Source organism: Streptomyces sp. NPDC005141 (assembly GCF_053599975.1).
Genome location: NZ_JBSFYW010000037.1, coordinates 19,796 through 42,382, shown reverse-complemented (window position 1 = coordinate 42,382; position 22,587 = coordinate 19,796). Strand labels below are relative to the sequence as shown.

General features: G+C 68.9%; 20 protein-coding genes. 14 read left to right on the top strand and 6 right to left on the bottom strand.

The window, feature by feature from the left end:
• The first annotated feature begins 22 nt into the window (after window positions 1-22).
• The 3 genes from ACWD68_RS26215 (at window position 23) to ACWD68_RS26205 (ending at window position 1,463) form a co-directional block, all read left to right on the top strand.
• Window positions 23-415 (top strand): VOC family protein, encoded by a 393-nt coding sequence (locus ACWD68_RS26215; protein ID WP_451808944.1) that lies wholly within the window; start codon window positions 23-25, stop codon window positions 413-415.
• 139 nt (window positions 416-554) lie between these two features.
• On the top strand, window positions 555-1,067 hold the full coding sequence (locus tag ACWD68_RS26210) for a DinB family protein (protein WP_451808904.1): 513 nt from the start codon (window positions 555-557) through the stop codon (window positions 1,065-1,067).
• A gap of 18 nt (window positions 1,068-1,085) precedes the next feature.
• Window positions 1,086-1,463 (top strand): VOC family protein, encoded by a 378-nt coding sequence (locus tag ACWD68_RS26205; RefSeq protein WP_451808903.1) that lies wholly within the window; start codon window positions 1,086-1,088, stop codon window positions 1,461-1,463.
• Between the two features lie 312 nt (window positions 1,464-1,775).
• Here ACWD68_RS26205 and ACWD68_RS26200 read toward each other — a convergent pair whose 3' ends face one another.
• The 5 genes from ACWD68_RS26200 to ACWD68_RS26180 all read right to left on the bottom strand — a co-directional run bounded on the left by ACWD68_RS26200 (window position 1,776) and on the right by ACWD68_RS26180 (window position 7,948).
• The gene (locus ACWD68_RS26200) at window positions 1,776-2,822 is read right to left on the bottom strand and encodes an ABC transporter ATP-binding protein (protein WP_451808902.1); all 1,047 of its coding nucleotides are present in this window, start codon (window positions 2,820-2,822) and stop codon (window positions 1,776-1,778) included.
• Window positions 2,823-2,848: 26 nt separating this feature from the next.
• Window positions 2,849-3,886, bottom strand: a complete 1,038-nt coding sequence (locus tag ACWD68_RS26195) for an ABC transporter ATP-binding protein (RefSeq protein ID WP_451808901.1) — start codon at window positions 3,884-3,886, stop codon at window positions 2,849-2,851.
• Between the two features lie 73 nt (window positions 3,887-3,959).
• Window positions 3,960-4,940 carry an ABC transporter permease gene (locus ACWD68_RS26190; protein WP_451808900.1) on the bottom strand — a complete coding sequence of 327 codons (981 nt, stop codon included), beginning with the start codon at window positions 4,938-4,940 and terminating at the stop codon, window positions 3,960-3,962.
• Window positions 4,941-5,078: 138 nt separating this feature from the next.
• A complete protein-coding gene (locus tag ACWD68_RS26185; RefSeq protein WP_451808899.1) occupies window positions 5,079-6,842 on the bottom strand; it encodes an ABC transporter substrate-binding protein in 1,764 nt (587 codons plus the stop codon).
• A gap of 77 nt (window positions 6,843-6,919) precedes the next feature.
• Window positions 6,920-7,948, bottom strand: a complete 1,029-nt coding sequence (locus ACWD68_RS26180; RefSeq protein WP_266762394.1) for an ABC transporter permease — start codon at window positions 7,946-7,948, stop codon at window positions 6,920-6,922.
• A gap of 500 nt (window positions 7,949-8,448) precedes the next feature.
• Here ACWD68_RS26180 and ACWD68_RS26175 point away from each other — a divergent pair, with 500 nt between their 5' ends.
• Genes ACWD68_RS26175 through ACWD68_RS26155 form a run of 5 tightly spaced genes read left to right on the top strand, consistent with a single transcriptional unit; the run spans window position 8,449 to window position 14,104 of the window.
• Window positions 8,449-10,080, top strand: a complete 1,632-nt coding sequence (locus tag ACWD68_RS26175) for a peptide ABC transporter substrate-binding protein (protein WP_451808898.1) — start codon at window positions 8,449-8,451, stop codon at window positions 10,078-10,080.
• Window positions 10,081-10,134: 54 nt separating this feature from the next.
• Window positions 10,135-11,058, top strand: coding sequence for an ABC transporter permease (locus ACWD68_RS26170; protein ID WP_451808897.1), 924 nt, complete (start codon window positions 10,135-10,137; stop codon window positions 11,056-11,058).
• Window positions 11,051-12,070 carry an ABC transporter permease gene (locus tag ACWD68_RS26165; RefSeq protein ID WP_451808896.1) on the top strand — a complete coding sequence of 340 codons (1,020 nt, stop codon included), beginning with the start codon at window positions 11,051-11,053 and terminating at the stop codon, window positions 12,068-12,070. Before ACWD68_RS26170 ends, ACWD68_RS26165 begins: the two co-directional genes overlap by 8 nt.
• Before the next feature lie 5 nt (window positions 12,071-12,075).
• Window positions 12,076-13,062 (top strand): ABC transporter ATP-binding protein, encoded by a 987-nt coding sequence (locus tag ACWD68_RS26160; RefSeq protein ID WP_451808895.1) that lies wholly within the window; start codon window positions 12,076-12,078, stop codon window positions 13,060-13,062.
• Entirely contained in the window at window positions 13,043-14,104 is a 1,062-nt protein-coding gene (locus ACWD68_RS26155) for an ABC transporter ATP-binding protein (protein WP_451808894.1), read from the top strand. Before ACWD68_RS26160 ends, ACWD68_RS26155 begins: the two co-directional genes overlap by 20 nt.
• Before the next feature lie 245 nt (window positions 14,105-14,349).
• Here the strand turns inward: ACWD68_RS26155 and ACWD68_RS26150 are convergent, their stop codons facing one another.
• Window positions 14,350-16,518 carry a prolyl oligopeptidase family serine peptidase gene (locus ACWD68_RS26150; protein ID WP_451808893.1) on the bottom strand — a complete coding sequence of 723 codons (2,169 nt, stop codon included), beginning with the start codon at window positions 16,516-16,518 and terminating at the stop codon, window positions 14,350-14,352.
• Between the two features lie 187 nt (window positions 16,519-16,705).
• On the opposite strand from ACWD68_RS26150, the gene ACWD68_RS26145 reads away from it, so the two are divergent.
• From ACWD68_RS26145 to ACWD68_RS26120, 6 genes are all read left to right on the top strand, one after another.
• Window positions 16,706-16,900, top strand: coding sequence for a hypothetical protein (locus tag ACWD68_RS26145; protein ID WP_150947166.1), 195 nt, complete (start codon window positions 16,706-16,708; stop codon window positions 16,898-16,900).
• 48 nt (window positions 16,901-16,948) lie between these two features.
• Window positions 16,949-17,851 carry an N-acetyl-1-D-myo-inositol-2-amino-2-deoxy-alpha-D-glucopyranoside deacetylase gene (gene mshB, locus ACWD68_RS26140; RefSeq protein ID WP_451808892.1) on the top strand — a complete coding sequence of 301 codons (903 nt, stop codon included), beginning with the start codon at window positions 16,949-16,951 and terminating at the stop codon, window positions 17,849-17,851.
• A gap of 43 nt (window positions 17,852-17,894) precedes the next feature.
• Entirely contained in the window at window positions 17,895-18,320 is a 426-nt protein-coding gene (locus ACWD68_RS26135; protein ID WP_451808891.1) for a DUF6113 family protein, read from the top strand.
• A 160-nt stretch (window positions 18,321-18,480) separates the two neighbouring features.
• On the top strand, window positions 18,481-20,670 hold the full coding sequence (locus tag ACWD68_RS26130) for a hypothetical protein (RefSeq protein WP_451808890.1): 2,190 nt from the start codon (window positions 18,481-18,483) through the stop codon (window positions 20,668-20,670).
• Between the two features lie 179 nt (window positions 20,671-20,849).
• Window positions 20,850-21,848 carry an ABC transporter ATP-binding protein gene (locus ACWD68_RS26125; protein ID WP_451808889.1) on the top strand — a complete coding sequence of 333 codons (999 nt, stop codon included), beginning with the start codon at window positions 20,850-20,852 and terminating at the stop codon, window positions 21,846-21,848.
• The gene (locus ACWD68_RS26120) at window positions 21,845-22,585 is read left to right on the top strand and encodes an ABC transporter permease (RefSeq protein WP_451808888.1); all 741 of its coding nucleotides are present in this window, start codon (window positions 21,845-21,847) and stop codon (window positions 22,583-22,585) included. The genes ACWD68_RS26125 and ACWD68_RS26120 overlap by 4 nt, the downstream gene beginning before the upstream one ends.
• Window positions 22,586-22,587 lie beyond the last annotated feature (2 nt).

Genomic DNA, 22,587 nt, shown 5'->3' with positions numbered 1-22,587 from the left:
CGCTCGCGAGAATCGGGACGAGATGCTGCATCACATCGAGCTGTGGGTGCCGGACCTGGGGCGGGCGGTGCGCTCCTGGGGCTGGCTGCTGGAGCGGCTCGGGTACGTGCCGTACCAGGACTGGCCGGACGGCCGGAGCTGGCGGCTGGGGGAGACCTACCTCGTGTTCGAGCAGTCCCCCGCCCTGGCCGGGGACCGCCACGACCGGCTGCGCCCGGGGCTCAACCATCTCGCCTTCCACATCGCGAGCCGCGCCGAGCTCGACACCCTGGTCGAGGAGGCACCCGCGTTCGGCTGGACGCTCCTGTTCCCGGAACGGCATCCCTACGCGGGAGGACCCGAACACTGCGCGGCCTACCTGGAGAACACCGACGGCTTCGAGGCCGAGATCGTGGTCAAGGGGGCCGGCGGATGACGCGTCCGCGCCGGTGGAGGGCCAGGACACCACCGTCTCTCCGCCGTCGGCGGGTGCGGGCGGGGCCCCTGGCACAGGCCCCGGGCGCGCCCTCTTAATCGCTCGACATCGAACGGGCCGACCGGGATGCTTCATCCCGATGACTTCACAAACACGTACGGACACGCCTTCCGCGTGGGACGAGCGCACCCAGCTGACCACCTTCCTCGACTATGCCCGCGCCACCGCCCGCGCCAAGTGCGAGGACGTCTCGGCGGAGGACGCCCGCAAGGCCCCGCTGCCCGGGTCCCCTCTGATGACCCTCAGCGGGCTCATCAACCATCTGCGCTGGGTCGAGTACTACTGGTTCCAGGTGGTCTTCCTGGGCGAGGAGGACGAGGGGCCCTGGACCGAAGAGGATCCCGACCGCGAGATGCGCATCGCCGTCGACATCCCGCTGCCCCAGCTCCTCGACGAGTACGAGGAACAGAGCGCCCGTTACCGCAAGTTGGTGGCCGGGAGCGACCTCGACACCAAGGCCGAGCGCGCGGGTCGCGAAGGCCGCCGTTTCGACCTCCGCTGGATCATCCTCCACCTCGTCGAGGAGACGTCCCGGCACAACGGCCACCTCGACATCCTGCGCGAACTGGCGGACGGCCGGACGGGCGACTAGGCCATGGGAGAAGCAGAGTTGTCGAACCTCACAGTCCGCACCATCACCTTCGACTGCACCGGCGACCCGTACGATCTCGGGCTGTTCTGGAGCGAGTTGCTGGGCCGCCCGCTCGCCGACGACGACAAGCCCGGTGATCCGGAGGCGGTGATCGTGGACCCGTCCGGTGGTCCGGCCCTCCTGTTCGTGCGCGTCGAGGAGGGCAAGACGGCCAAGAACCGTATCCACCTCGACCTGCAGCCGCACGGCCGCACCCGGGCCGCGGAGGTCGAGCGCGCGGTGGCCCTCGGCGCCCGCAGGTTCGCCGATCACACCCGCCCCGACGGCGGCGGCTGGGTCGTCCTCACGGACCCCGAGGGCAACGAATTCTGCGTGGAGCGCGGGGAGTTGGGCTAGCGGGAGGCTCTTGAGGCCGACACCGTGACCTTGTCGCCCGCCGGGCCGCCCGCCGGGCGGGCGAAGGCCCGGAGTCCCCGCTCAGGGACGTGACGCCCCGTCTCGAGCCGGACGACGCCGAGGCGACCGCCCGCGATCGGCCTCCGGATGGGGGACACCGCCCGCGACCGGCTTTTGGACACCGCCGACGGCGAAGGCCCGCACCCGAGAGGGTGCGGGCCTTCGTTCCCCTGAAACTGACGTTCATGGGCTCGGGTCAATGGGCCGGTGAAAGTCGGTTCCGGAAGGGGGCGGCTGACGAAAAGGGGTGTGTCAGACCGCCGCCTCGGGGTCCTTGGAGAGACGCTGGGCCGGGATGGTCTCCTTCGTCTCCGGGTAGTGGCACGCCGTCAGGTGACCGTCGCTGCTGCCCGAGATCTGCACCAGCGGCGGAGCCTCGCTCGCGCACTTGTCCGTCGCCTTCCAGCAGCGGGTGCGGAAGCGGCAGCCCGACGGCGGGTTGAGCGGGGACGGCACGTCACCGGTGAGCAGGATGCGCTCGCGGGCCGGGACGTCGTCCGCGGTGGCCTCGGGGACGGCGGACATCAGCGCGCGGGTGTACGGGTGGCGCGGGTTGTCGTACAGGTCCTCGCGGTTGGCGATCTCGACGATCTTGCCGAGGTACATGACCGCGACGCGCTGCGAGAAGTGCCGCACGATCGCGAGGTCGTGGGCGATGAACAGGAACGCGATGCCCAGGTCCCGCTGAAGGTCCTGGAGCAGGTTCACGACCTGCGCCTGGATGGAGACGTCGAGCGCCGAGACCGGCTCGTCCGCCACGATCAGCTTCGGCTCCAGGGCCAGCGCGCGGGCCACGCCGATGCGCTGGCGCTGACCGCCGGAGAACTCGTGCGGGAAGCGGTTGAAGTGCTCCGGGTTGAGGCCGACCGTCTCCAGGAGTTCGCGGACGCGCTTCTCCTGGCCGCCGGGCGGGTTGATCCCGTTGATCTCCATCGGGCCCGCGATGATCTTGCCGACCGTCTGCCGCGGGTTCAGCGAGGCGTACGGGTCCTGGAAGATCATCTGGATCTCGGAGCGGACCGGCGCCAGCTGCTTGCGGTTGGCGTGCGTGATGTCCTGGCCGCGGTAGTTGATCCTGCCGCCGGTGGGCTCGAGCAGGCGCGTGATCAGCCGGCCCGTCGTCGACTTGCCACAGCCGGACTCACCGACCAGGCCGAGGCTCTCGCCCTCGGCGACCTGGAAGTCGAGACCGTCCACGGCCTGGACCGCGCCGATCTTCCGCTTGAAGGGGAAGCCGCCCATCACCGGGAAGTGCTTGGTCAGTCCGGTGACGTCCAGGAGGGGGTTCGTGTTGCTCATGATCGTGAAGTCCCGTCTCAGTTACGTCAGTGCGACCGGGTCGCGGCGTAGTCGGCGAAGAAGTCGCGGCGCTGGTCCGCCGTGAGGTGGCAGGCGGCACCGCGCCCGTCCGTGACCTGGAGCGGCGGCTGCTCGGTGGAGCAGAGACCGCCCGCGATCTTCTCCGTGAAGGTGCACCGCGGGTGGAAGCGGCAGCCGGTCGGCGGGTTGAGGAGAGAGGGCGGCGAGCCGGGGATGGGCGACAGCGGTACGTCGACCGGTCCGTCCAGACTCGGCATCGAGCCCAGCAGGCCCCAGGTGTACGGGTGCTGCGGCGCCCGCAGCACCTCCTTCTTGGTGCCGCGCTCCACGCACCGGCCGCCGTACATCACCAGCACGTCGTCCGCGATGTCGGCGATGACGCCGAGGTCGTGGGTGATGAAGATGATCGCCGTGCCGAACTCCTGCTGGAGGTCCTTGAGCAGGTCCATGATCTGGGCCTGCACGGTCACGTCGAGCGCCGTGGTCGGCTCGTCCGCGATCAGCAGCTCGGGGTCGCAGACCAGGGCCATCGCGATCATCGCGCGCTGGCGCATACCGCCGGAGAACTGGTGCGGGTAGTCGTCCACCCGGACGTCCGGCTGCGGGATGCCGACGCGCCGCAGCATCTCGATCGACCGCGCCCGGGCCTCCTTCTTGGAGGCACCGGTGTGCTTGCGGTACGTCTCGCCGATCTGCTTGCCGATGGTGTGGTACGGCGACAGCGAGGCCAGCGCGTCCTGGAAGATCATCGACATCTTGTTGCCGCGAAGCTTCTCCAGCTCCCGCTCGGAGGCGGTCAGCAGCTCCTTGCCGTCGAGCAGGATCTCGCCGTCGATGGCGGTGCGGTCGCGGTCGTGCAGGCCGAGGATCGTCAGGTTCGTGACGGACTTGCCCGAACCCGACTCGCCCACGATGCCGAGCGTCTTGCCCTTGGCCAGGTCGAAGGTGAGACCGTCGACGGCCTTGACGACGCCGTCTTCGGTGGAGAAGTGGACCTTCAGATCCCTGACGGACAGGAAGGGCTGCTGATCGGTGCTCGTCACGGGGACGCTCCTGGGGGGTGATGCGAGGGGGTAGCTTGCGGGTCGGCGGGTGGACGGCGGCGGGGCGCCGGGGTCAGGCGAGCCGGATCCGCGGGTCGATGAAGGCGTAGATGGCGTCCACGATGATGTTGAAGAAGACGATCGCCCCGGACGCGACCATGGTCACGGCCAGCAGCATCGGCAGGTCGTTCGCCTCGACGGCGCTCACGGCGAGCTTGCCGATGCCCTGGAGGCTGAAGACCGACTCGGTGATGATGGCGCCACCGATCAGGGTGCCCAGGTCGATGCCGAAGATCGTGACGATCGGGCCCATCGCTCCGCGCCAGGCGAAGCGGAAGAACACGGAGCGCCGGGACAGACCCTTGGCGCGCGCCGTACGCACGTAGTCCTCGCTGAGCTGCTCCACCAGCTGGGAGCGCGTCATACGGGTGTAGTTGGCGGTGAAGATGATGGACAGCGTCAGCCAGGGCAGCAGCAGACCGCTCGCCCAGGCGGCCGGGTTGTCGGTGAACGGCGTGTACGACGGCTGCTCGAGGATACCGAGCTGCTGGACCAGGAAGTACATCGCGATGTAGCCGACGAAGTAGATCTGCAGCGACGAGCCGATCAGCGAGAACGAGCTGGCGATCTTGTCGGCCGCCTTGCCCTGCTTGACCGCGGCGATCATGCCGGTGCCGACACCGAGGATGAGGAAGAAGACCGCGGCACCGAGCGCGAGGGACAGCGTCGTCGGCATACGGTCCATGATCGTGCCGAGAACCGGCTCACGGTTGGTGAACGAGAAGCCGAGGCAGGGGGCGTTGCAGTTGCCCAGGCCGCCGTAGTCGCGGCCGGCGAAGATGCCCACCAGCCAGTGCCAGTACTGCACCGGCAGCGGATCGGCGATCCCGAGGTTGATCCTGACCTGATCCAGGAGTTCCTTGGTGCAGACCTTTCCACACGCCATGCGGGCCGGGTCACGCGGCATCGCGTAGAAGAGCATGAAGGTGACGGCGCTGATGATCAGCAGAATCACAAGTGCGCCGATGACACGGCGGACTAGAAAACGGAACATGTGGCGTGACTTTCCGGACGGGGCGCCGTCGCCGGGTGTGGGGAGGGTACGAGAGGGGACCGGGGCGGCGGTGGTGGCCGCCGCCCCCGATCGGGATCAGGCCGGGGCGGCGGTGGTCGCCGCCGCCCCGATGCTGGATCAGGCCTTCGCGGCGTAGACCTTGCCCAGCGCGATGCAGGTGTTGCCGGAGTCGTAGATCACGCCGCCGACCTTGGAGCCGTGGAAGTAGTTGCGGATCGGGTTGTAGTCCGGAACCACCGCGGCGGTGCGCATGATCTGCTCGTCGATGTCGCCCCACATGGTGGCGGCCTTTTTCGCGTCGGGCTCGATCGTGGCGGCGGCGATCGCCTTGTCCACGCTCGTGTCCTTGAGCTGCGGCCAGTTGACGCCACCGTCGGCGATCTGGCTGCTGTCGAAGCAGGGCTGGATGACCGCATAACCGGACGGCCAGTCCGGGCCCCAGCCGGCGGCGAACATGTCGTACTCGTTGTCCAGCTGGCCGATCTGGCTGTAGAAGGAGGTCTTGTCGACCTGCTTCACGACCGGGGTGAAGCCGGCCTTGGTCAGCGCGGTCTTGATCGCGACGGCCTGCTTGACGGCGTTGTCCGACTGCTGCATGGCGACGACGATGCGCTGGCCCGACTTGCCGGCCTCCTTGAGAAGGGACTTGGCCTTCTCGGGGTCACCCAGCGGCTTCGTCTTCTTCTCGTAGAGGTCGAAGTCCTTGTGACCCGGGGTGAGCGGGCTGATGATCGTGGTGGCGGTCGCCGTGGAGAGCGAGCCACCGCGGATCTGCTGGAGCTGCTTCGACGGCCACGCGAAGTTGAGCGCCTGGCGCACCTTGGCGTCGGTGATGCGCTTGGTGTTGATCGCGAAGTAGTAGCAGGTGGTGTCGACCTGGGTCAGGACGCGCTTCTTGAAGGTCGGGTTCGTCAGCACCTTCTGGATGCGCTCGGCGGCGACCTCGTTGAGCAGCGACAGCGTGTACTGGTCGTTGCCCTTGTCGGCGATGTAGCGGTCCGTGGAGGCCAGCGACTGGAAGCCGAACTGGAACTCGAACTTGTCCGGGTACGCGTTGCGCAGCGGGTCCGTCTCGGCCACCCAGTGCGTGTTGCGGACCAGGGACGCCGACTTGCCGATGCTGCGGCTGGCGATCTTGTACGGGCCGCAGGAGAGGGGGTGCTTGTCGTACTTCTCCTTGGTGTCGTGCTTCTTGGGCACGATGGAGAAGCCGCGCATGGCGACCATGAAGTTGAAGTCGGCGTGGGCCTCCTTCAGCTTGAACGTGATGGTCTTGCCGTCGATCTCGATGGAGTCGAGGTGCTTGCCGCCGTAGGGGCCCTTGTACTTGTCGCCACCGACGAGCCAGCCCTGCGGGTAACGGGGACCCTGGGTGACGAACGAGGCGAACAGGCGCTCGAAGGTGTGGCGCACGTCCGCGATCGTGACGTCGGCGCCGTCCTCCCACTTCACGTTGTCCTTCAGCGTGAAGGACCAGGTCTTGCCGCCGTCGGCCGCGGTGCCGGCGTCCGTGGCGAGGTCACCCACGAGCGTGGTGCCGCCCTTGGAGTCGATCTTGTAGCCGGTCAGACCGCGCAGGAACAGGACCGAGCAGGCGCCCTCGTACGAGGAGTAGAGCTGCGCCGGGTCGAGGTGGTCCCAGTCGATCTGGTCCAGCGTGTAGATCGTGCCGCCCTTGACCGCGCCGGGGACCTCGGGGGCCGCACCGGTGGAGTCCGCCTTGGTACCGACGGCGATGGTGGCGGCCTTGGCCTTGTCCACGGACGGAGCCTTGTTGCTGCTGCTCCCGCCTCCGTTGCCGCTGCTGCAGGCGCTCAGGACCGTGGTCGCACCGGCGGCCACACCAGTGGCTATGAGGAAGTTTCTGCGGGAAAAGGACATGGCTTACCTGCCTAGTGGTGGGTGAATGAGAGACGGGTAACCAGCCGGACGACTACGACCGGGTCTGGGGGTGGAAGTCAGCGCTTGGACTTCGGGTCGAGTGCGTCGCGGACCGAGTCTCCGAGCAGGTTGAAGGCGAGGACGAAGATGATCATCGAGACGCCCGGGAAGATCATGAAGGTGATGTCTTCCGTGTAGAAGCCGGCACCGCGCTGGATCATGACGCCCCAGTCCGGGGTCGGGTCCTGGATGCCCACGCCGAGGAAGGCGAGACCCGCTTCGGCCGTGACGTACGCCGGCAGCATGAGGGTCGACTGGATCAGGATCGGCGTCCACAGGTTGGGCAGCAGCTCCTTGAAGACGATGCGGCGCGAGGACGCGCCGGTCACCTTTGCCGCCTCGACGAACTCGCGTTCCCGCAGGCCGAGGACCTGGCCGCGCAGCAGTCGCGCGATGGAGGCCCAGCCGAAGGCGGAGAGGACGAGGATCAGGCAGGTGGCCCGCAGCCAGGTCGGGACCTCTTCGTTGAAGGGCACGAAGAGGGCGTAGACGACCGGCATGAAGGCGATGAAGAACAGGGTGGACGGGAACGACAGCAGGATGTCGATGACCCGGCCGACGAAGTAGTCCGTCTTGCCGCCGAGGTATCCCGCGGTGATGCCGATGACCACACCGACCACCGTGGTCAGCAGCGTGGCGGCGGTGGCGATCATCAGCGAGGTGCGGATGCCGTAGAGCAGGAAGGTGAAGACGTCCCGGCCCAGCTGGGGCTCGATGCCGAACCAGAAGTTTCCGTCGATGCCGCCGTTGGGCTTGACCGGGAAGGCGAAGTCGTTGAGCAGGCCGTCGGACTCCTGGCCGTACTGCTCGTACGGGTTCTTCCCATACAGCTTCGCTATCAGCGGCGCGCAGATCGCGATCGTGAAAAAGAAGATCACGATATAAGCGGATATGACGCCCGTGCGGTCACGTTTGAACCGCTTCCAGGCGAGTCGTCCTGGGGAGCGACTCTCCGAGCCCTTGGGGTTGGTGGACGGAGCCGGGATCTTGCCGGTCTCGTCGGTCACCTCAAGCGGGGCGGCCGCGGAAGGAGTAGGGGGGGTCATGGTGCTCCAGGCCCGAGGGGGTCAAGGGCTCCGCAGGGCGCTCCCTACGGGCTACGCCGGACTTTTTCAACGCAATTCATGCAAGGTCAATAAAATCTCGGTCGCCTTGGCGTTGTCTTTACTTTCTTTGCCTGGATTTGACCTCAGCGTAACTACGCGTGTAGCGCACTGTGGCCGTTCCGTGTCCAGATTCGGGCCAACTTCGCGAAACGGGCAATGAGTTCGATAACCGGACGCCGGAGTCTCGGAATGCGTACATCTAGTGCACTGGAATCAACAGTTCCGTATCGAACTGCGGAGACCTGTTGCGCCGGGCTTCAAGATCCTTTGACGGAGTGTCCGGAGTACCCCCTTCCGGATGGATCGACACCCGGAAGGGTGGGGTGAATGTGCGATGCGCCCCATATGGACGGATATTGGGCCCTAAAGGCACGGCGCACCGGGAGCCGGACGCACGACCCCGGCGCCGGCGGCACAGCGCACTCTTGAGGAGGCACTCCATGCGTGGAGTCACGCACGCCAAATGGGCCGCATGCGCGGCGGCGGTAGCCCTCGCGGCGACCGCCTGCGGGGGCGGAGGGAGTGACAGCGGCGGCGGCGGTGGCTCCGGCACTGTCAGTGCCTCCTGGGGCGACCCGCAGAACCCGCTGGAACCGGCCAACACGAACGAGGTGCAGGGCGGCAAGGTCCTCGACATGATCTTCCGCGGCCTGAAGCGGTACAACTCCGAGACCGGCGCCGCCGAGGACATGCTCGCCCAGAAGATCGACACCTCCGACTCGCAGAACTTCACGATCACGATCAAGGACGGCTGGAAGTTCAGCAACGGCGAGGCCGTCACCGCCCAGTCCTTCGTCGACGCCTGGAACTACGGCGCCAGTCTGAAGAACAACCAGAAGAACGCCTACTTCTTCGGGTACATCGAGGGCTACGACAAGGTGCATCCCGACACGGGCAGCCAGAGCGCCGACACGCTCTCCGGGCTCAAGGTCACCGGCACGAACACCTTCACGGTCAAGCTCAACCAGAAGTTCTCGACCTTCCCGGACACCCTTGGCTACTCGGCCTACTCACCGCTGCCCAAGGCGTTCTTCGACGACCACGCGGCCTGGGTGAAGAAGCCCGTCGGCAACGGCCCGTACACGATCGACTCGTACGCCAAGGGCTCGCAGATGGCCCTGGTGAAATGGGACGACTACCCCGGTGATGACAAGGCGGAGAACGGCGGCGTGACCCTCAAGGTCTACACGGACAACAACACCGCCTACAACGACCTGCTGGCCGGCAACCTCGACCTCGTCGACGACGTGCCCGCGGCCCAGCTCAAGAACGCCAAGACCGACCTGAACGGCCGGTACATCAACACCCCGGCCGGCATCATCCAGACCCTCGCCTTCCCCTTCTACGACTCGAAGTGGGACACCAGCGGAGCGACGAAGGTCCGCAAGGGCCTGTCGATGGCGATCAACCGCCAGCAGATCACCGACACGATCTTCCAGAAGACGCGGACGCCCGCCAGCGACTGGACCTCACCGGTGCTCGGCGAGAAGGGCGGTTTCCAGGAAGGCCTGTGCGGCGACTCCTGCGACTACAACCCGTCCGAGGCCAAGAAGCTGGTGGAGGAGGGCGGCGGCCTGCCCGGCGGCCAGGTCAAGATCTCCTACAACGCGGACACCGGCTCCCACAAGGAATGGGTCGACGCCGTCTGCAACTCGATCAACAACGCCCTCGGCAACGACAAGGCCTGTGTCGGCAACCCGATCGGCACCTTCGCCGACTTCCGCAACCAGATCGGCCAGCACAAGATGCCCGGTCCGTTCCGGGCCGGCTGGCAGATGGACTACCCGCTGATCCAGAACTTCCTCCAGCCGCTGTACTACACGAACGCCTCGTCCAACGACGGCCAGTGGTCGAACAAGGACTTCGACAACCTCGTCAACCAGGCGAACGCGGAGACCGACACCAGCAAGGCCATCAAGCTCTTCCAGCAGGCCGAGGGGGTCGTGCGGGACAACATGGCCGCCATCCCGCTCTGGTACCAGAACGGCAGCGCCGGCTACTCGGACAAGGTCTCGAACGTGGCGCTCAACCAGTTCAGCGTCCCGGTCTACAACGAGATCACCGTCAACTGAGCCGCCCGGGGCGGGCCCGTCACCACGGCCCGCCCCTCTATCTCCGGAGCACTCATGGGACGGTACGTCATCCGGCGTCTGCTGCAGATGATCCCGGTCTTCATCGGCGCCACACTGCTCATCTTCCTGATGGTGAACGTCATGGGCGACCCCATCGCGGGCCTGTGCGGCGACCGTCAGTGCGACCCCGCCACGGCCGCCCAGCTGCGCACGGAGTTCGGCCTCGACAAGCCCTTGTGGCAGCAGTACCTCACCTACCTCGGCAACATCTTCACCGGTGACTTCGGCACCGCGTTCAACGGACAGCCGGTCACCGAGCTGTTGGCGTCCGCCTTCCCCATCACCATCCGGCTGACGATCGTCGCGATCTTCTTCGAGATCGTCATCGGCATCACGCTCGGCGTCATCACCGGTCTGCGCCGCGGCCGGCCCGTCGACACCGGCGTCCTGCTGCTCACCCTCGTGGTCATCTCCGTGCCGACCTTCGTCACCGGTCTGCTGGCCCAGCTGGTACTCGGCGTCCAATGGCACTGGATCCAGCCGTCGGTCTCCTCGGACGCCACCTTCGGCGAGCTGATCGTGCCGGGCCTGGTGCTGGCCTCGGTGTCCCTCGCGTACGTGACCCGGCTGACCCGGACCTCCATCGCGGAGAACAAGCGGTCCGACTACGTCCGGACGGCCGTCGCCAAGGGCCTGCCGCGGCGCCGGGTGACCATCCGGCACCTGCTGCGCAACTCGCTGATCCCCGTGGTCACCTTCATCGGCACCGACATCGGCGCGCTGATGGGCGGCGCGATCGTCACCGAGCGGATCTTCAACATCCACGGTGTCGGCTACCAGCTCTACCAGGGGATCGTCCGCCAGAACACCCAGACCGTCGTCGGCTTCGTGACCGTACTCGTCCTCGTCTTCCTGGTCGCCAACCTGCTCGTCGACCTCCTGTACGCCGTACTCGACCCGAGGATCCGCTATGCCTGAGCAGCCGCCGTACGAGGAAGACCCACATCACGGGCCCGAAGGTCCGCCGCCGGAGGACCTCGCCATCGCCCCGACCGGCATGGGCGGCACGATGGATCTCGGTTCGAGCGAGGCGGAGACACTGGAGAAGACGCCGGGGGGACCCGAGGGCACGGGGCCGACGGAGAAGCCGCGCTCCCTGTGGTCGGACGCCTGGCGGGACCTGCGCCGCAACCCCGTCTTCATCATCTCGGGCCTGGTCATCCTCTTCCTGGTCGTCATCTCCATCTGGCCCTCCCTGATCACCGACCAGAGCCCGCTCCAGTGCGACCTCTCCAAGGCCCAGCAGGGCTCGCAGCCCGGACACCCCTTCGGCTACGACGGGCAGGGCTGCGACGTCTACACACGGACGGTGTACGGGACCCGCGTCTCGATCAGCGTCGGTGTACTCGCCACGCTCGGCGTCGCGCTCCTCGGCTCACTGCTCGGCGGGCTGGCCGGCTTCTACGGCGGGGCGAGCGACTCGATCCTGTCCCGGCTCACCGACATCTTCTTCGCCATTCCCGTCGTCCTCGGCGGCCTGGTCCTCCTCTCCGTGGTGACCAGCAACACGATCTGGCCGGTCGTCGGGTTCATGGTGCTGCTCGGCTGGCCTCAGATCTCCCGCATCGCGCGCGGCTCCGTCATCACCACCAAGGAGAACGACTACGTCCACGCGGCCCGCGCCCTCGGCGCCTCCAACTCCCGGATGCTGCTGCGCCACATCACCCCGAACGCGGTCGCGCCGGTGATCGTCGTGGCGACCATCGCGCTCGGTACGTACATCTCGCTGGAGGCGACGCTGTCGTACCTGGGTGTCGGGCTCAAGCCCCCGACGGTCAGCTGGGGCATCGACATCTCCTCGGCGTCCGCGTACATCCGCCAGGCCCCGCACATGCTGCTGTGGCCGGCCGGCGCGCTCGCGATCACCGTGCTCGCGTTCATCATGCTCGGCGACGCGGTGCGCGACGCCCTCGACCCGAAGCTGAGGTGACCGCCGTGCTGCTCGAAGTGCGTGATCTGCACGTGGAGTTCAGGACCCGGGACGGTGTTGCCAAGGCCGTCAACGGGGTCAACTACAGCGTCGACGAGGGCGAGACGCTCGCCGTGCTCGGCGAGTCCGGCTCCGGCAAGTCGGTGACGGCCCAGGCCGTGATGGGCATTCTCGACATGCCCCCCGGGAAGATCACCGGCGGCGAGATCCTCTTCAAGGGCCGGGACCTGCTGAAGTTCAAGGAGGAGGAGCGGCGCAAGGTGCGGGGCGCCGAGATGGCGATGATCTTCCAGGACGCGCTGTCCTCCCTGAATCCGGTGATCAGCGTCGGTGACCAGCTGGGCGAGATGTTCACCGTGCATCGCGGGATGTCACGCAAGGAGGCCCGCCGCAAGGCGATCGAGCTGATGGAGCGGGTGCGCATTCCGGGCGCCGCCGAACGCGTGCGCGACTATCCGCACCAGTTCTCCGGCGGTATGCGCCAGCGCATCATGATCGCCATGGCGCTGGCCCTGGAACCCGCCCTGATCATCGCCGACGAACCGACCACCGCGCTCGACGTCACCGTGCAGGCCCAGGTGATGGACCTGCTCGCCGAGCTCCAGCGCGAACTCAACATGGGGCTCATCCTCATCACCCACGACCTCGGCGTGGTCGCCGACGTCGCCGACCGGATCGCGGTGATGTACGCGGGCCGGATCGTCGAGTCGGCGCCGGTCCACGACATCTACAAGGCGCCCGCCCACCCCTACACGAGGGGGCTGCTGGACTCGATCCCCCGGCTCGACCAGAAGGGCCAGGAGCTGTACGCCATCAAGGGACTGCCGCCCAACCTGATGCACATCCCGCCGGGCTGCGCCTTCAACCCGCGCTGCCCGATGGCCCAGGACATCTGCCGCACCGAGGTGCCGCCGCTCGCGGAGGTCGACGCGGACCGCGGGAGCGCCTGCTTCTTCTGGAGGGAGTGCCTCGATGACACAAGCAGCCACTGAACCCCTGCTCGAGGTCAGCGGACTGGTCAAGCACTACCCGCTCACCCAGGGAATCCTCTTCAAGAAACAGGTCGGCGCCGTCAAGGCCGTCGACGGCGTCGACTTCCACCTCGACCACGGCGAGACCCTCGGCATCGTCGGCGAGTCCGGCTGCGGCAAGTCGACGGTCGCCAAGATGCTGGTCAACCTCGAGAAGCCGACCGAGGGGACGATCAAGTACAAGGGCGAGGACATCACCCGGCTGTCCGGCAAGGCGCTGAAGGCCGTACGCCGCAACATCCAGATGGTCTTCCAGGACCCGTACACCTCGCTCAACCCCCGGATGACCGTCGGCGACATCATCGGGGAGCCGTACGACATCCATCCCGAGGTCGCGCCCAAGGGCGACCGGCGGCGCAGGGTCCAGGACCTGCTGGACGTGGTCGGGCTCAACCCCGAGTACATCAACCGCTATCCGCACCAGTTCTCCGGCGGTCAGCGCCAGCGCATCGGCATCGCGCGGGGTCTCGCGCTGCGGCCCGAGATCATCGTCGCCGACGAGCCGGTCTCCGCGCTCGACGTCTCCGTGCAGGCGCAGGTCATCAACCTGCTGGACAGGCTCCAGGCCGAGTTCAATCTCAGTTACGTGTTCATCGCGCACGACCTGTCGATCGTGCGGCACATCTCCGACCGGGTCGGCGTCATGTACCTCGGGCGGATCGTGGAGACCGGCAGGGACGTCGAGATCTACGACCATCCGACGCACCCCTACACCCAGGCGCTGCTGTCCGCCGTGCCCGTGCCGGACCCGGAGGCCCGCGAGCACCGGGAGCGGATCATCCTCGCCGGGGACGTGCCCTCGCCGGCGAACGTGCCGTCCGGCTGCCGGTTCCGCACCCGCTGCTGGAAGGCGCAGGAGCGCTGCACGCTGGAGGTGCCGCTGCTCGCGGTGCCGGCCGAGTTCCGGCTCGCGGAGGGTCCGACCGCCCACGACTCGGCCTGTCACTTCGCGGAGGAGAAGCAGGTCGTACCCCCGGAGGAGCCCTCCGACGGGGTGGCATAGCACCACAAATGTGAGCGAACTTCGTTAACACGCAGGCAACTTGGCGGAAGCGGTACCGATATACGGACACGCCAAGGTGAACACCGTACGGCCGTGCGGGTGCCGTAAACGAGCCGGGGTGCGCCATGTCACCCCGGCTCGTTGCTGTTCTCCGCGCCTGAACCGGCGCCGCTCTCGCGGAGTCGGCCGGCGCTTCGTCGTGGTTGGTCAATCGATGGTTGCGGTGTTCTGCGTATTGCTGCGGCTCAGGCCGGACCGAGAGAGCGCCGCAGGAAGTCCACCTGAAGCAGGAGCAGGTTCTCGGCCACCTGTTCCTGCGGGGTCATGTGCGTGACGCCCGACAGCGGCAGCACCTCGTGCGGGCGGCCGGCGGCCAGCAGCGCCGAGGACAGCCGCAGGGCGTGCGCCACCACCACGTTGTCGTCCGCGAGGCCGTGCACGATCATCAGTGGCCGGTGCGGCCCGGCGGGCGCGGACAGTCCCTCGTCGGTGACCAGCGAACTCTTCGCGTACGTCGCGGGGCTCGCGGCGGGATCGCCCAGGTACCGCTCCGTGTAGTGGGTGTCGTACAGCCGCCAGTCGGCGACCGGGGCGCCCGCGATACCCGCGTGGAAGACGTCGGGGCGGCGCAGCACGGCGAGTCCCGCGAGCCACCCGCCGTACGACCAGCCGCGGATCGCGACCCGGGACAGGTCGAGCGGGAACCGCTCCGCGAGACCGTGCAGAGCCTCGATCTGGTCGTCGAGGGAGAGCGTGAGGTCGTCGCGGATCGCCTTCTCCCAGGCGGGGGAGCGGCCCGGGGTGCCCCGGCCGTCGGCGACGACCACCGCGAAGCCCTGGTCGGCGAACCACTGCGAGGTGAGGTGCGCGTTGTGCGCGGCCAGCACCCGGGGGCCGTGCGGGCCGCCGTAGGGGTCCAGCAGGACCGGTAGGGGAGTGTCACCGTCGTAGTCAGTAGGCATAAGCACGGCGCATGGGATTTTCTGTGCGCCCCCCTGTGTGAGCGTAACGCGCGGGGACAAACCAGGATGTTCGGCGTACGAGGCGATGGTCGCCGTCTTTCCCCAGTCTCCGGCCGGGGGGACTCCCGTCTCCTTCCGGTCGCCCTTGCGCAGCACCTGCACCTGGGCGCCCGGCCGGTCGAGCACGGACGACACGAGCACGGTCACGCCCCCGGCGCGCACCGCCGAGTGCACGCCGGGCTCCTGCGACAGGCGCTCCAGCCCGAGTTCGTTCACGCGGTACACGTGCACCTCGCCGGTCTCCGGCGCGGTCGCGGCCTCGCCCGCCGAGGCCGCGACCAGCACGTCGTCGGCCGACACGTCGAGCACCGCCCGGACGTGCAACTGGGCGCCGGTCAGCGGGCGTTCACCGAACGCCAGGACGCGAGCGCCGCCCTCGTCGGCGATCCGCACGAGCTGTCCGCCGGGGCTCCAGCAGGGCACTCCGGGGAAAAGATCCAGCCAAGTTGGATCTTCATCGGCGTGCACCATCCGGGTCGCCCCGGAATCCGGGTCCACGGCCAGGAACAGTTGGCTGCGCTGGTCCCGCGCCTGCACCAGAAGCAGCGGAGCACCTGCCGCTGACCAGTGCACATGCGCCAGATACGGGTAACGCGCCCGGTCCCAGGAGACCTCCGTGCGCACCCCGTCGAGCCCGATCACGAAGAGCCGCACCTCCGCGTTGGCGCTGCCCGCCACCGGGTAGGCGACCCGCTGCGGATCGGCTTCCGGGTGGGCCGGATCGGAGATCCACCAGCGCTGTACGGGCGTGTCGTCGACCCGTGCGACGAGCAGCCGGTCCCCCTCCGGCGACCACCAGAAACCGCGCGAACGCCCCATCTCCTCGGCCGCGATGAACTCGGCCAATCCATAGGAAACCGACCCCGGCTCCGCCGTGGGCTCCGGTTCCGCGAGCACCCTGTCGTCCTCGCCCTCGGCCCCGACGACCCTCAGCGCGCCCCCGGCGACGTACGCCACGAGCCGGCCGTCGGGGGAGGGTCGAGGGTCGATCACCGGTCCGGGGACCTGGAGTTCACGCGCCGTGCCGGCCCGCAGCTCCGCCGTGAAGAGCCGCCCTGACAAGGCGAAAGAGGCCAACTCGGCGGCTGTGTCCGTGGCATATCCGACGATCCCCGCGCCGCCCTCGCGGCTGCGCTCGCGGCGCGCCCGCTCCTCCGGGGAGAGTTGCTCGCCGGCGCCGCCGAGCAGCGCCGCGGGGTCGGCCGCGACCCGCTCCCGGCCCTCCGTGACATCGAGGACCCACAGCTGATTCGCCCGCTCCGTACCGGAGGGGGACCGCAGGAACACCACGCGGGAACCGTCGGGGGACACGGTGAACGCGCGCGGCGCGCCGGAGGTGAACCGCTGCGTGCGGGCGTACCGGCGCGGGAAGGAGAGAGGCTCGTTCGTCATCCCCCGACCATATTGGCCATGCGCCCCCTTGTGCGGCCGTGCGCCGATCGATGCGCGCGTACGGATAGTTATGATCACTAGCGCTGCGTGGGTAAGAACCTGCTGGCTGCTGTATGGATTTACCGACCGCCCATGTCCGGCCCCGTACCGGACCCCAAGTCCCTGGGACCTTTGGAGGTGAGCCGCCGTGGCACTCTCGATTTCGGCGGTGGTGCTGCTGGCGATCATCGTCTTTCTTCTGATCAAGAAGTCAGGACTGAAAGGCGGGCACGCGGTCGTATGCATGCTGCTCGGCTTCTATCTCGCCTCCTCGACGGTCGCACCCACGATCAGCGAGCTGACCACGAACATCGCGGGGATGATCGGCAGCATCAAGTTCTGATCGCCGCCCGGACCGGCGGCGGGGCGGGCGCCTCGTAGGGTGGGTTCCATGACGGAACTGCCCGACCGTCGTCTGCTCCTGGTGCACGCGCATCCGGACGACGAGTCGATCAACAATGGCGCGACCATGGCCAGATATGCGGCTGAGGGCGCCCATGTGACGCTGGTGACCTGCACCCTGGGCGAGGAGGGTGAGGTCATTCCGCCCGAACTCGCCCATCTCGCCCCCGATCGCGAGGGTGGACTCGGCCCGTACCGGACCGGTGAGCTGAGCGCCGCCATGAAGGAACTGGGCGTCGCCGACCACCGCTTCCTGGGCGGAGCCGGGCGGTTCCGCGACTCCGGGATGATGGGCGTCGAGCAGAACCACCGCCCGGGTGCCTTCTGGTCCGCGGACCTCGACGAGGCAGCCGACTGTCTGGTCGAGGTGATCCGCGAGGTACGGCCCCAGGTGCTCGTCACCTATGACCCCAACGGGGGTTATGGGCACCCGGACCACATCCAGGCCCACCGTGTGGCCCTGCGCGCCGCCGAACTCGCCGCGGATCCCACCCACCGCCAGGACCTCGGCGACGCGTGGCGGATCACCAAGACCTACTGGAACCGGGTGCCGCGCCCGGTCGCCGAGGAGGCGTTCGCGCGTCTGCGTGAGGCACTCCCGCAGCTGCCGTTCGACCAGGTGGCCGCCGTCGACGACGTACCGGGCGTGGCCGACGAGGCGACGATCACCACCGAGGTCGACGGAACCGCGTACGCCGCCGCCAAGGCCGCGGCGATGCGGGCGCACGCCACCCAGATCACCGTGGACGGCCCCTGGTTCGTCCTCTCGAACGAGCTGGCGCAGCCGCTCTTCACCACCGAGTACTACGAGTTGGCCGACGCCCCGCGCCCCGCGACGCGGGAGACGGACCTGTTCGAAGGCATCCGGGGCATCGAGAGGGCCGGCCGGTGACGGACGCGGGGAAGACGACCAATCGGCGAGGGACGGTTCTGTGATGAGTGCGAACGGACAGCGCGGCGGCGGAAGTGCGCTCGCCCAGCCACTGACACGGCCCTCGGGCGGGCGGATCGCCGCCTACCTGGGACTCTTCCTGCTCGGCGCCGTGGTGGGAGTCGCCGGGGCGCTGGTGCAGTCCGGCTGGTTCCCCCTCGGGCTGCTGCTCGCGCTGGCGGGCGCCGCCGGACTCTTCCTGGGCGGCGCGCGGGCCACCGCATCCCGGGCCGGGGCCGTCGCCCCCGTGGCCGGCTGGATCATCGCCGTCGTCCTGCTCACCACCAGTCGCCCGGAAGGGGACTTCCTCTTCGGCGCGGGAGTTGTTTCGTACCTCTTCCTGCTCGGAGGCATGGCCGTGGCTGTGATGTGCGCCACGCTCGGCCAGGGGCGGCAACCGGGCGCCTCCGGTGCCCGACTTGGCAAGTGACGTACCACTTCGCCGTATCGGTCGGGTGCGGGTCCGGTGCGAGATTCCTTCGCGGGCGAGGTTTGCGGGCCGGACATGGCCAGTATGGTGGTGCGCGCCGCCGAGCTGCCCGAGATGAGGTCGAGTAAACGGGCGGCGGAGCCAACCGGGAGAACCTGCCTTGAGTCGTGAAACTGACAGTTCGTCCTCCGGGCCCAACGGGCGCGGTGGAGCCGCGTACCCGTCGGGGACGCCGCCGTACGGGACCCCCAAGGCCTCCGAAGGCGGCGCCGACGCGGGCCGTTCGGCCACCGGCAAGCCGCCGGAGGAGCGCAAGACCGAGACCACACTGACGACACGGATCCGGATCAACATCCCTGGATCGCGGCCCATCCCGCCCGTGGTCGTCCGTACACCCGTCGCCGACACCGACGCGCCTTCCGCGGGCGGCGACGGCGCGAACACGGGCGCGCAGGCGCCGCGCGGCGGCGGTTCGCCCGCGGGCACCTCCGCCACGACGGCCACCACCCCGGCCCCGTCCGCACCGGCGCCCGCGCCCGTGGACCAGCCCGGTCCGGCCGAGGAGAAGACGAGCGACTGGTTCGCGCCGCGCAAGTCCGGCGCGCCCAAGAGCGGGCCGGGAGGCGGGTCGACCAACGGGGCGGGCCTGCCGGGCGGTTCGGCTTCCCCGGCTCCCTCGGGCGCGTCGAACGCCACGGGTCCCGCGGGGACACCCGGCGCGGGACGTCCGGCGCCGTCCAACGGCGCCGGCCCGCTGGGCATCACCGGTGGCGTCCGGCCCGGCGGTACGAACGGTGCCGGGCTCCCCGGTGCCACCGGCGCCGGACCCGTGGCACCCGGCCACGGTGGCGGCACGGGCTCCTTCGACGTCTCCGGGGCGCTGCGCGACACCGGCTCCTTCCCGGCCATAGGTTCGTCCGGCGGAACCGGCGAACCGCGCCGCGACGACCTCCCGTACTTCTCCGAGGGCGGCCGGGGCGGCCCCGCCGGTCCGACCGGCGGTCCCGCCACCGGTAACGGTCCGATGGCGCCTCCGGCCGGTCCCGGCGCGGCTCCAGGCAGCCTGGCCGCGGCGCCGGGCTCCGGCTCCGGCAACCCGAACGCGGGCTATCCCGGCGCCGGCACGGGCTCGCACGGCGGTCTGAGCGGCGGTCTCAGCGACGACACCGCGATCCTCACCCCGCAGAAGCCGGCGCCCGATCCGGGACCCGGTGGCTACGGTGCCCCCGCGGACAACGTCTCCGGGCACACCCTGACCAGCGGCATCCCCGTCGTGACGCCCAGCCAGAACTTCTCGTTCGACGCGGGGGCGCGCAACGACGGACCCAGGTCCCACACCCCGCCGAAGCTGCCCGAGCCGGTCCAGCCTGCGCCCGCCTCGTCGAGGCAGGCGAAGAAGAAAAAGGGCCGCAACAAGCCGGCGCTCCTCGGCGTCCTCGCCGTGGTCCTCGTCGGCGGCGCCTACGGCGCGGGCCTGCTCATGAACCACTCGGACGTGCCCAAGGGCACCACCGTGCTCGGCGTCGACATCGGCGGCGGCACCCGCGACGACGCCGTCAAGAAGCTCGACGACGCCTTCGGCAACCGTACGAACAAGGCCCTCACGCTGTCCGTCGACGGCGACACGGTCCAGCTCAAGCCCGACCAGGCCGGACTCCAGCTGGACAGTCAGGCCACCGTCCGCGCCGCGGCAGGCAGCGACTACAACCCGGTCTCGGTGATCGGCTCGCTGTTCGGCCAGGAGCGCGTGGTCGCGCCCGTGATGCCGGTCGACGAGGAGAAACTCCAGGCGGCCCTGGAGCGCGCCGCGAGCGGCTCCGGTTCGGCGAGCGACGGCACGATCCAGTTCAAGCCGGGCAAGGCCGTCGCCGTCTACGGCAAGGCGGGCAAGGGCATCGACGTCGCGGCCTCGACCCAGGCCGTCAAGGACGCCTACCTCGCCCAGGTCGAGACCGACGCGACCACTCCGGTGAAGGTCGCCACCACGACCCGCGAGCCCACGGTCACCAAGGCGGAGGTGGACCGGAAGATGTCGACGTTCGCGACGGCCGCCATGTCGGCGAACATCACCATCCGCACGGACGCCACCCACTTCATCCCCTTCAGCCCGCAGAAGTCCATCTGGAAGTTCCTGAGCGTCCGGCCGGTCCAGGGCAAGCTCGTCGAGCACTACGACCTGAAGGTGCTCCAGGGGCTGTACGGCCACGCCTTCGACGGTGTGACGATCACCAAGGGCGACGGCAGCAAGAAGGCCGTGAGTCCGCAGGACGTGGCCTCGGCCGTCGGCCGGGCGCTCGCCGGGAAGACGACCGCGGATCGCGACGTGACCATCCCCACCAACCCCAACTAGCGGGCGCACCGCGCGCGTCGAGGGCACCCGGCCAGGTTCTCACCGGCCGGGTGCCCTCTTGCCGTACCGCGGTGCCGCCACGGGGCACGGGCGCGCGCCGCCGACATGACATCTGTCATCCGCGACCGAGGACACGGCGCACTGCCGCGGGCACCCCCTTCGCCGCCACGATGGATCACATGACAACGACTGCGGCGACCACCACCACACCGGTGGTCGGGTTCGAATCGGTGACCAAGGCCTACGGGAACGTCCGGGCCGTGGACGGGCTGACGCTCGAACTCCATCCGGGCGAGACCGTCGCTCTCCTGGGCCCCAACGGCGCGGGCAAGTCGACCACGCTGGACCTGCTGCTCGGCCTCAAGAACGCCGACAGCGGGACGGTCCGGGTGTTCGGCACCGGCCCGCGCGAGGCGATCGTCGCCGGCCGGGTGGGCGCCATGCTCCAGAGCGGCGGGCTGATGGACGAGGTCACCGTCGCCGAACTCGTGAAGCTCGCCTGCGATCTGCACCCGAGGCCGTACCGCGCCACCGACGTCCTCGCCCGCGCCGGCATCACCCAGATCGCCGACCGCAAGGTCGACAAGCTCTCGGGCGGCCAGGCACAGCGCGTCCGGTTCGCCCTCGCCACGGCCGGCGACAGCGACCTGATCGTCCTGGACGAACCCACCACCGGCATGGACGTCTCCGCCCGGCAGGCCTTCTGGGCCACCATGCGCGAGCAGGCCGACCAGGGCCGCACGGTCCTGTTCGCCACGCACTATCTGGAAGAGGCCGACGCGATAGCGGACCGGGTGCTCGTTCTGCACCGGGGGCGGCTGCTGGCCGACGGCACCGCCGCCGAGATCAAGGCCAGGGCCGGCGCCCGCCGCGTCGCCTTCGACCTGGAGGGCACGATCGACGAGGCCCCGCTGCGGGCACTGCCCTTCCTCACGGCGATCGACGTGTCCGGGCAGACCGTCCGCATCCAGTCCTCCGACGCGGACGCGACCGTCCACGCGCTGTACGGGCTCGGCGTCTACCCGCGCAACCTCGAAGTCGCCGGGCTCGGTCTCGAGCAGGCCTTCGTCGCCATCACCGCCGCCGAAGAGGCCACTTTGATGGCGGCCGAAGAGGCCACTCGCACCGCCGCCGAAGAGGGCACCCGCACCGCCGCCGAGGAGGCCACGTCCAAGTGAACAGTCTCATCAAGCTGGAGATCACCCGCGCCCTGCGCAACCGGAAGTTCCTGTTCTTCTCGGTGATCTACCCCTCGGCCCTGTTCCTGCTGATCGCGGGCGGCGCCGACAGCACCACCGAGGTGGACGGCACCGGGCTCACCCTGCCGACCTTCTTCATGGTCTCCATGGCCTCCTTCGGCGCTCTGACCGCCGTCCTCATGGGCAACAGTGAACGCATCGCGAAGGAGCGGGAGAGCGGCTGGGTACGGCAGTTGAGGCTCACCACGCTGCCCGGCCGCGGCTATGTGTTCGCCAAGACGGCCGGCGCCGCCGTGATCAGCCTGCCCTCGATCGTGATCGTCTTCGTGGTCGCCGCGGCGTTGAAGGACGTACGTCTGGACGCCTGGCAGTGGCTCGCGCTCACCGGCGTGATCTGGGCCGGCAGCCTGGTCTTCGCCGCGCTCGGCGTCGCCATCGGCTATCTGGCCAGCGGTGACGCGGTCCGTCCGATCACGATGATCGTCTACTTCGGCCTGTCGATGCTCGGCGGCCTGTGGATGCCGACGACGACCTTCCCCGGCTGGCTGCAGAACATCGCGAAGTGGCTGCCCACGCACGCGTACGCTGCCCTGGGGCAGGCCATCGAACTGGGCGACGCCCCGCATGCGAAGGACATCGCCATCCTCGCCGTCTCCTTCGCCCTCTTCGCGGGCGGCGCGGCCTGGCTGTACCGGAAGGACACGCTGAAGGCGTGAGC

What these genes read in the sequence shown, in the direction of transcription:
- ACWD68_RS26185 (WP_451808899.1), bottom strand. Translation starts at nt 6,842, where the DNA reads ATGTCCTTTTCCCGCAGAAACTTCCTCATAGCCACTGGTGTGGCCGCC.
- ACWD68_RS26125 (WP_451808889.1), top strand. Translation starts at nt 20,850, where the DNA reads ATGACAACGACTGCGGCGACCACCACCACACCGGTGGTCGGGTTCGAA.
- ACWD68_RS26135 (WP_451808891.1), top strand. Translation starts at nt 17,895, where the DNA reads ATGAGTGCGAACGGACAGCGCGGCGGCGGAAGTGCGCTCGCCCAGCCA.
- ACWD68_RS26150 (WP_451808893.1), bottom strand. Translation starts at nt 16,518, where the DNA reads ATGACGAACGAGCCTCTCTCCTTCCCGCGCCGGTACGCCCGCACGCAG.
- ACWD68_RS26155 (WP_451808894.1), top strand. Translation starts at nt 13,043, where the DNA reads ATGACACAAGCAGCCACTGAACCCCTGCTCGAGGTCAGCGGACTGGTC.
- ACWD68_RS26215 (WP_451808944.1), top strand. Translation starts at nt 23, where the DNA reads ATGCTGCATCACATCGAGCTGTGGGTGCCGGACCTGGGGCGGGCGGTG.
- ACWD68_RS26175 (WP_451808898.1), top strand. Translation starts at nt 8,449, where the DNA reads ATGCGTGGAGTCACGCACGCCAAATGGGCCGCATGCGCGGCGGCGGTA.
- ACWD68_RS26200 (WP_451808902.1), bottom strand. Translation starts at nt 2,822, where the DNA reads ATGAGCAACACGAACCCCCTCCTGGACGTCACCGGACTGACCAAGCAC.
- ACWD68_RS26170 (WP_451808897.1), top strand. Translation starts at nt 10,135, where the DNA reads ATGGGACGGTACGTCATCCGGCGTCTGCTGCAGATGATCCCGGTCTTC.
- ACWD68_RS26180 (WP_266762394.1), bottom strand. Translation starts at nt 7,948, where the DNA reads ATGACCCCCCCTACTCCTTCCGCGGCCGCCCCGCTTGAGGTGACCGAC.
- ACWD68_RS26210 (WP_451808904.1), top strand. Translation starts at nt 555, where the DNA reads ATGACTTCACAAACACGTACGGACACGCCTTCCGCGTGGGACGAGCGC.
- ACWD68_RS26190 (WP_451808900.1), bottom strand. Translation starts at nt 4,940, where the DNA reads ATGTTCCGTTTTCTAGTCCGCCGTGTCATCGGCGCACTTGTGATTCTG.
- mshB (WP_451808892.1), top strand. Translation starts at nt 16,949, where the DNA reads ATGACGGAACTGCCCGACCGTCGTCTGCTCCTGGTGCACGCGCATCCG.
- ACWD68_RS26165 (WP_451808896.1), top strand. Translation starts at nt 11,051, where the DNA reads ATGCCTGAGCAGCCGCCGTACGAGGAAGACCCACATCACGGGCCCGAA.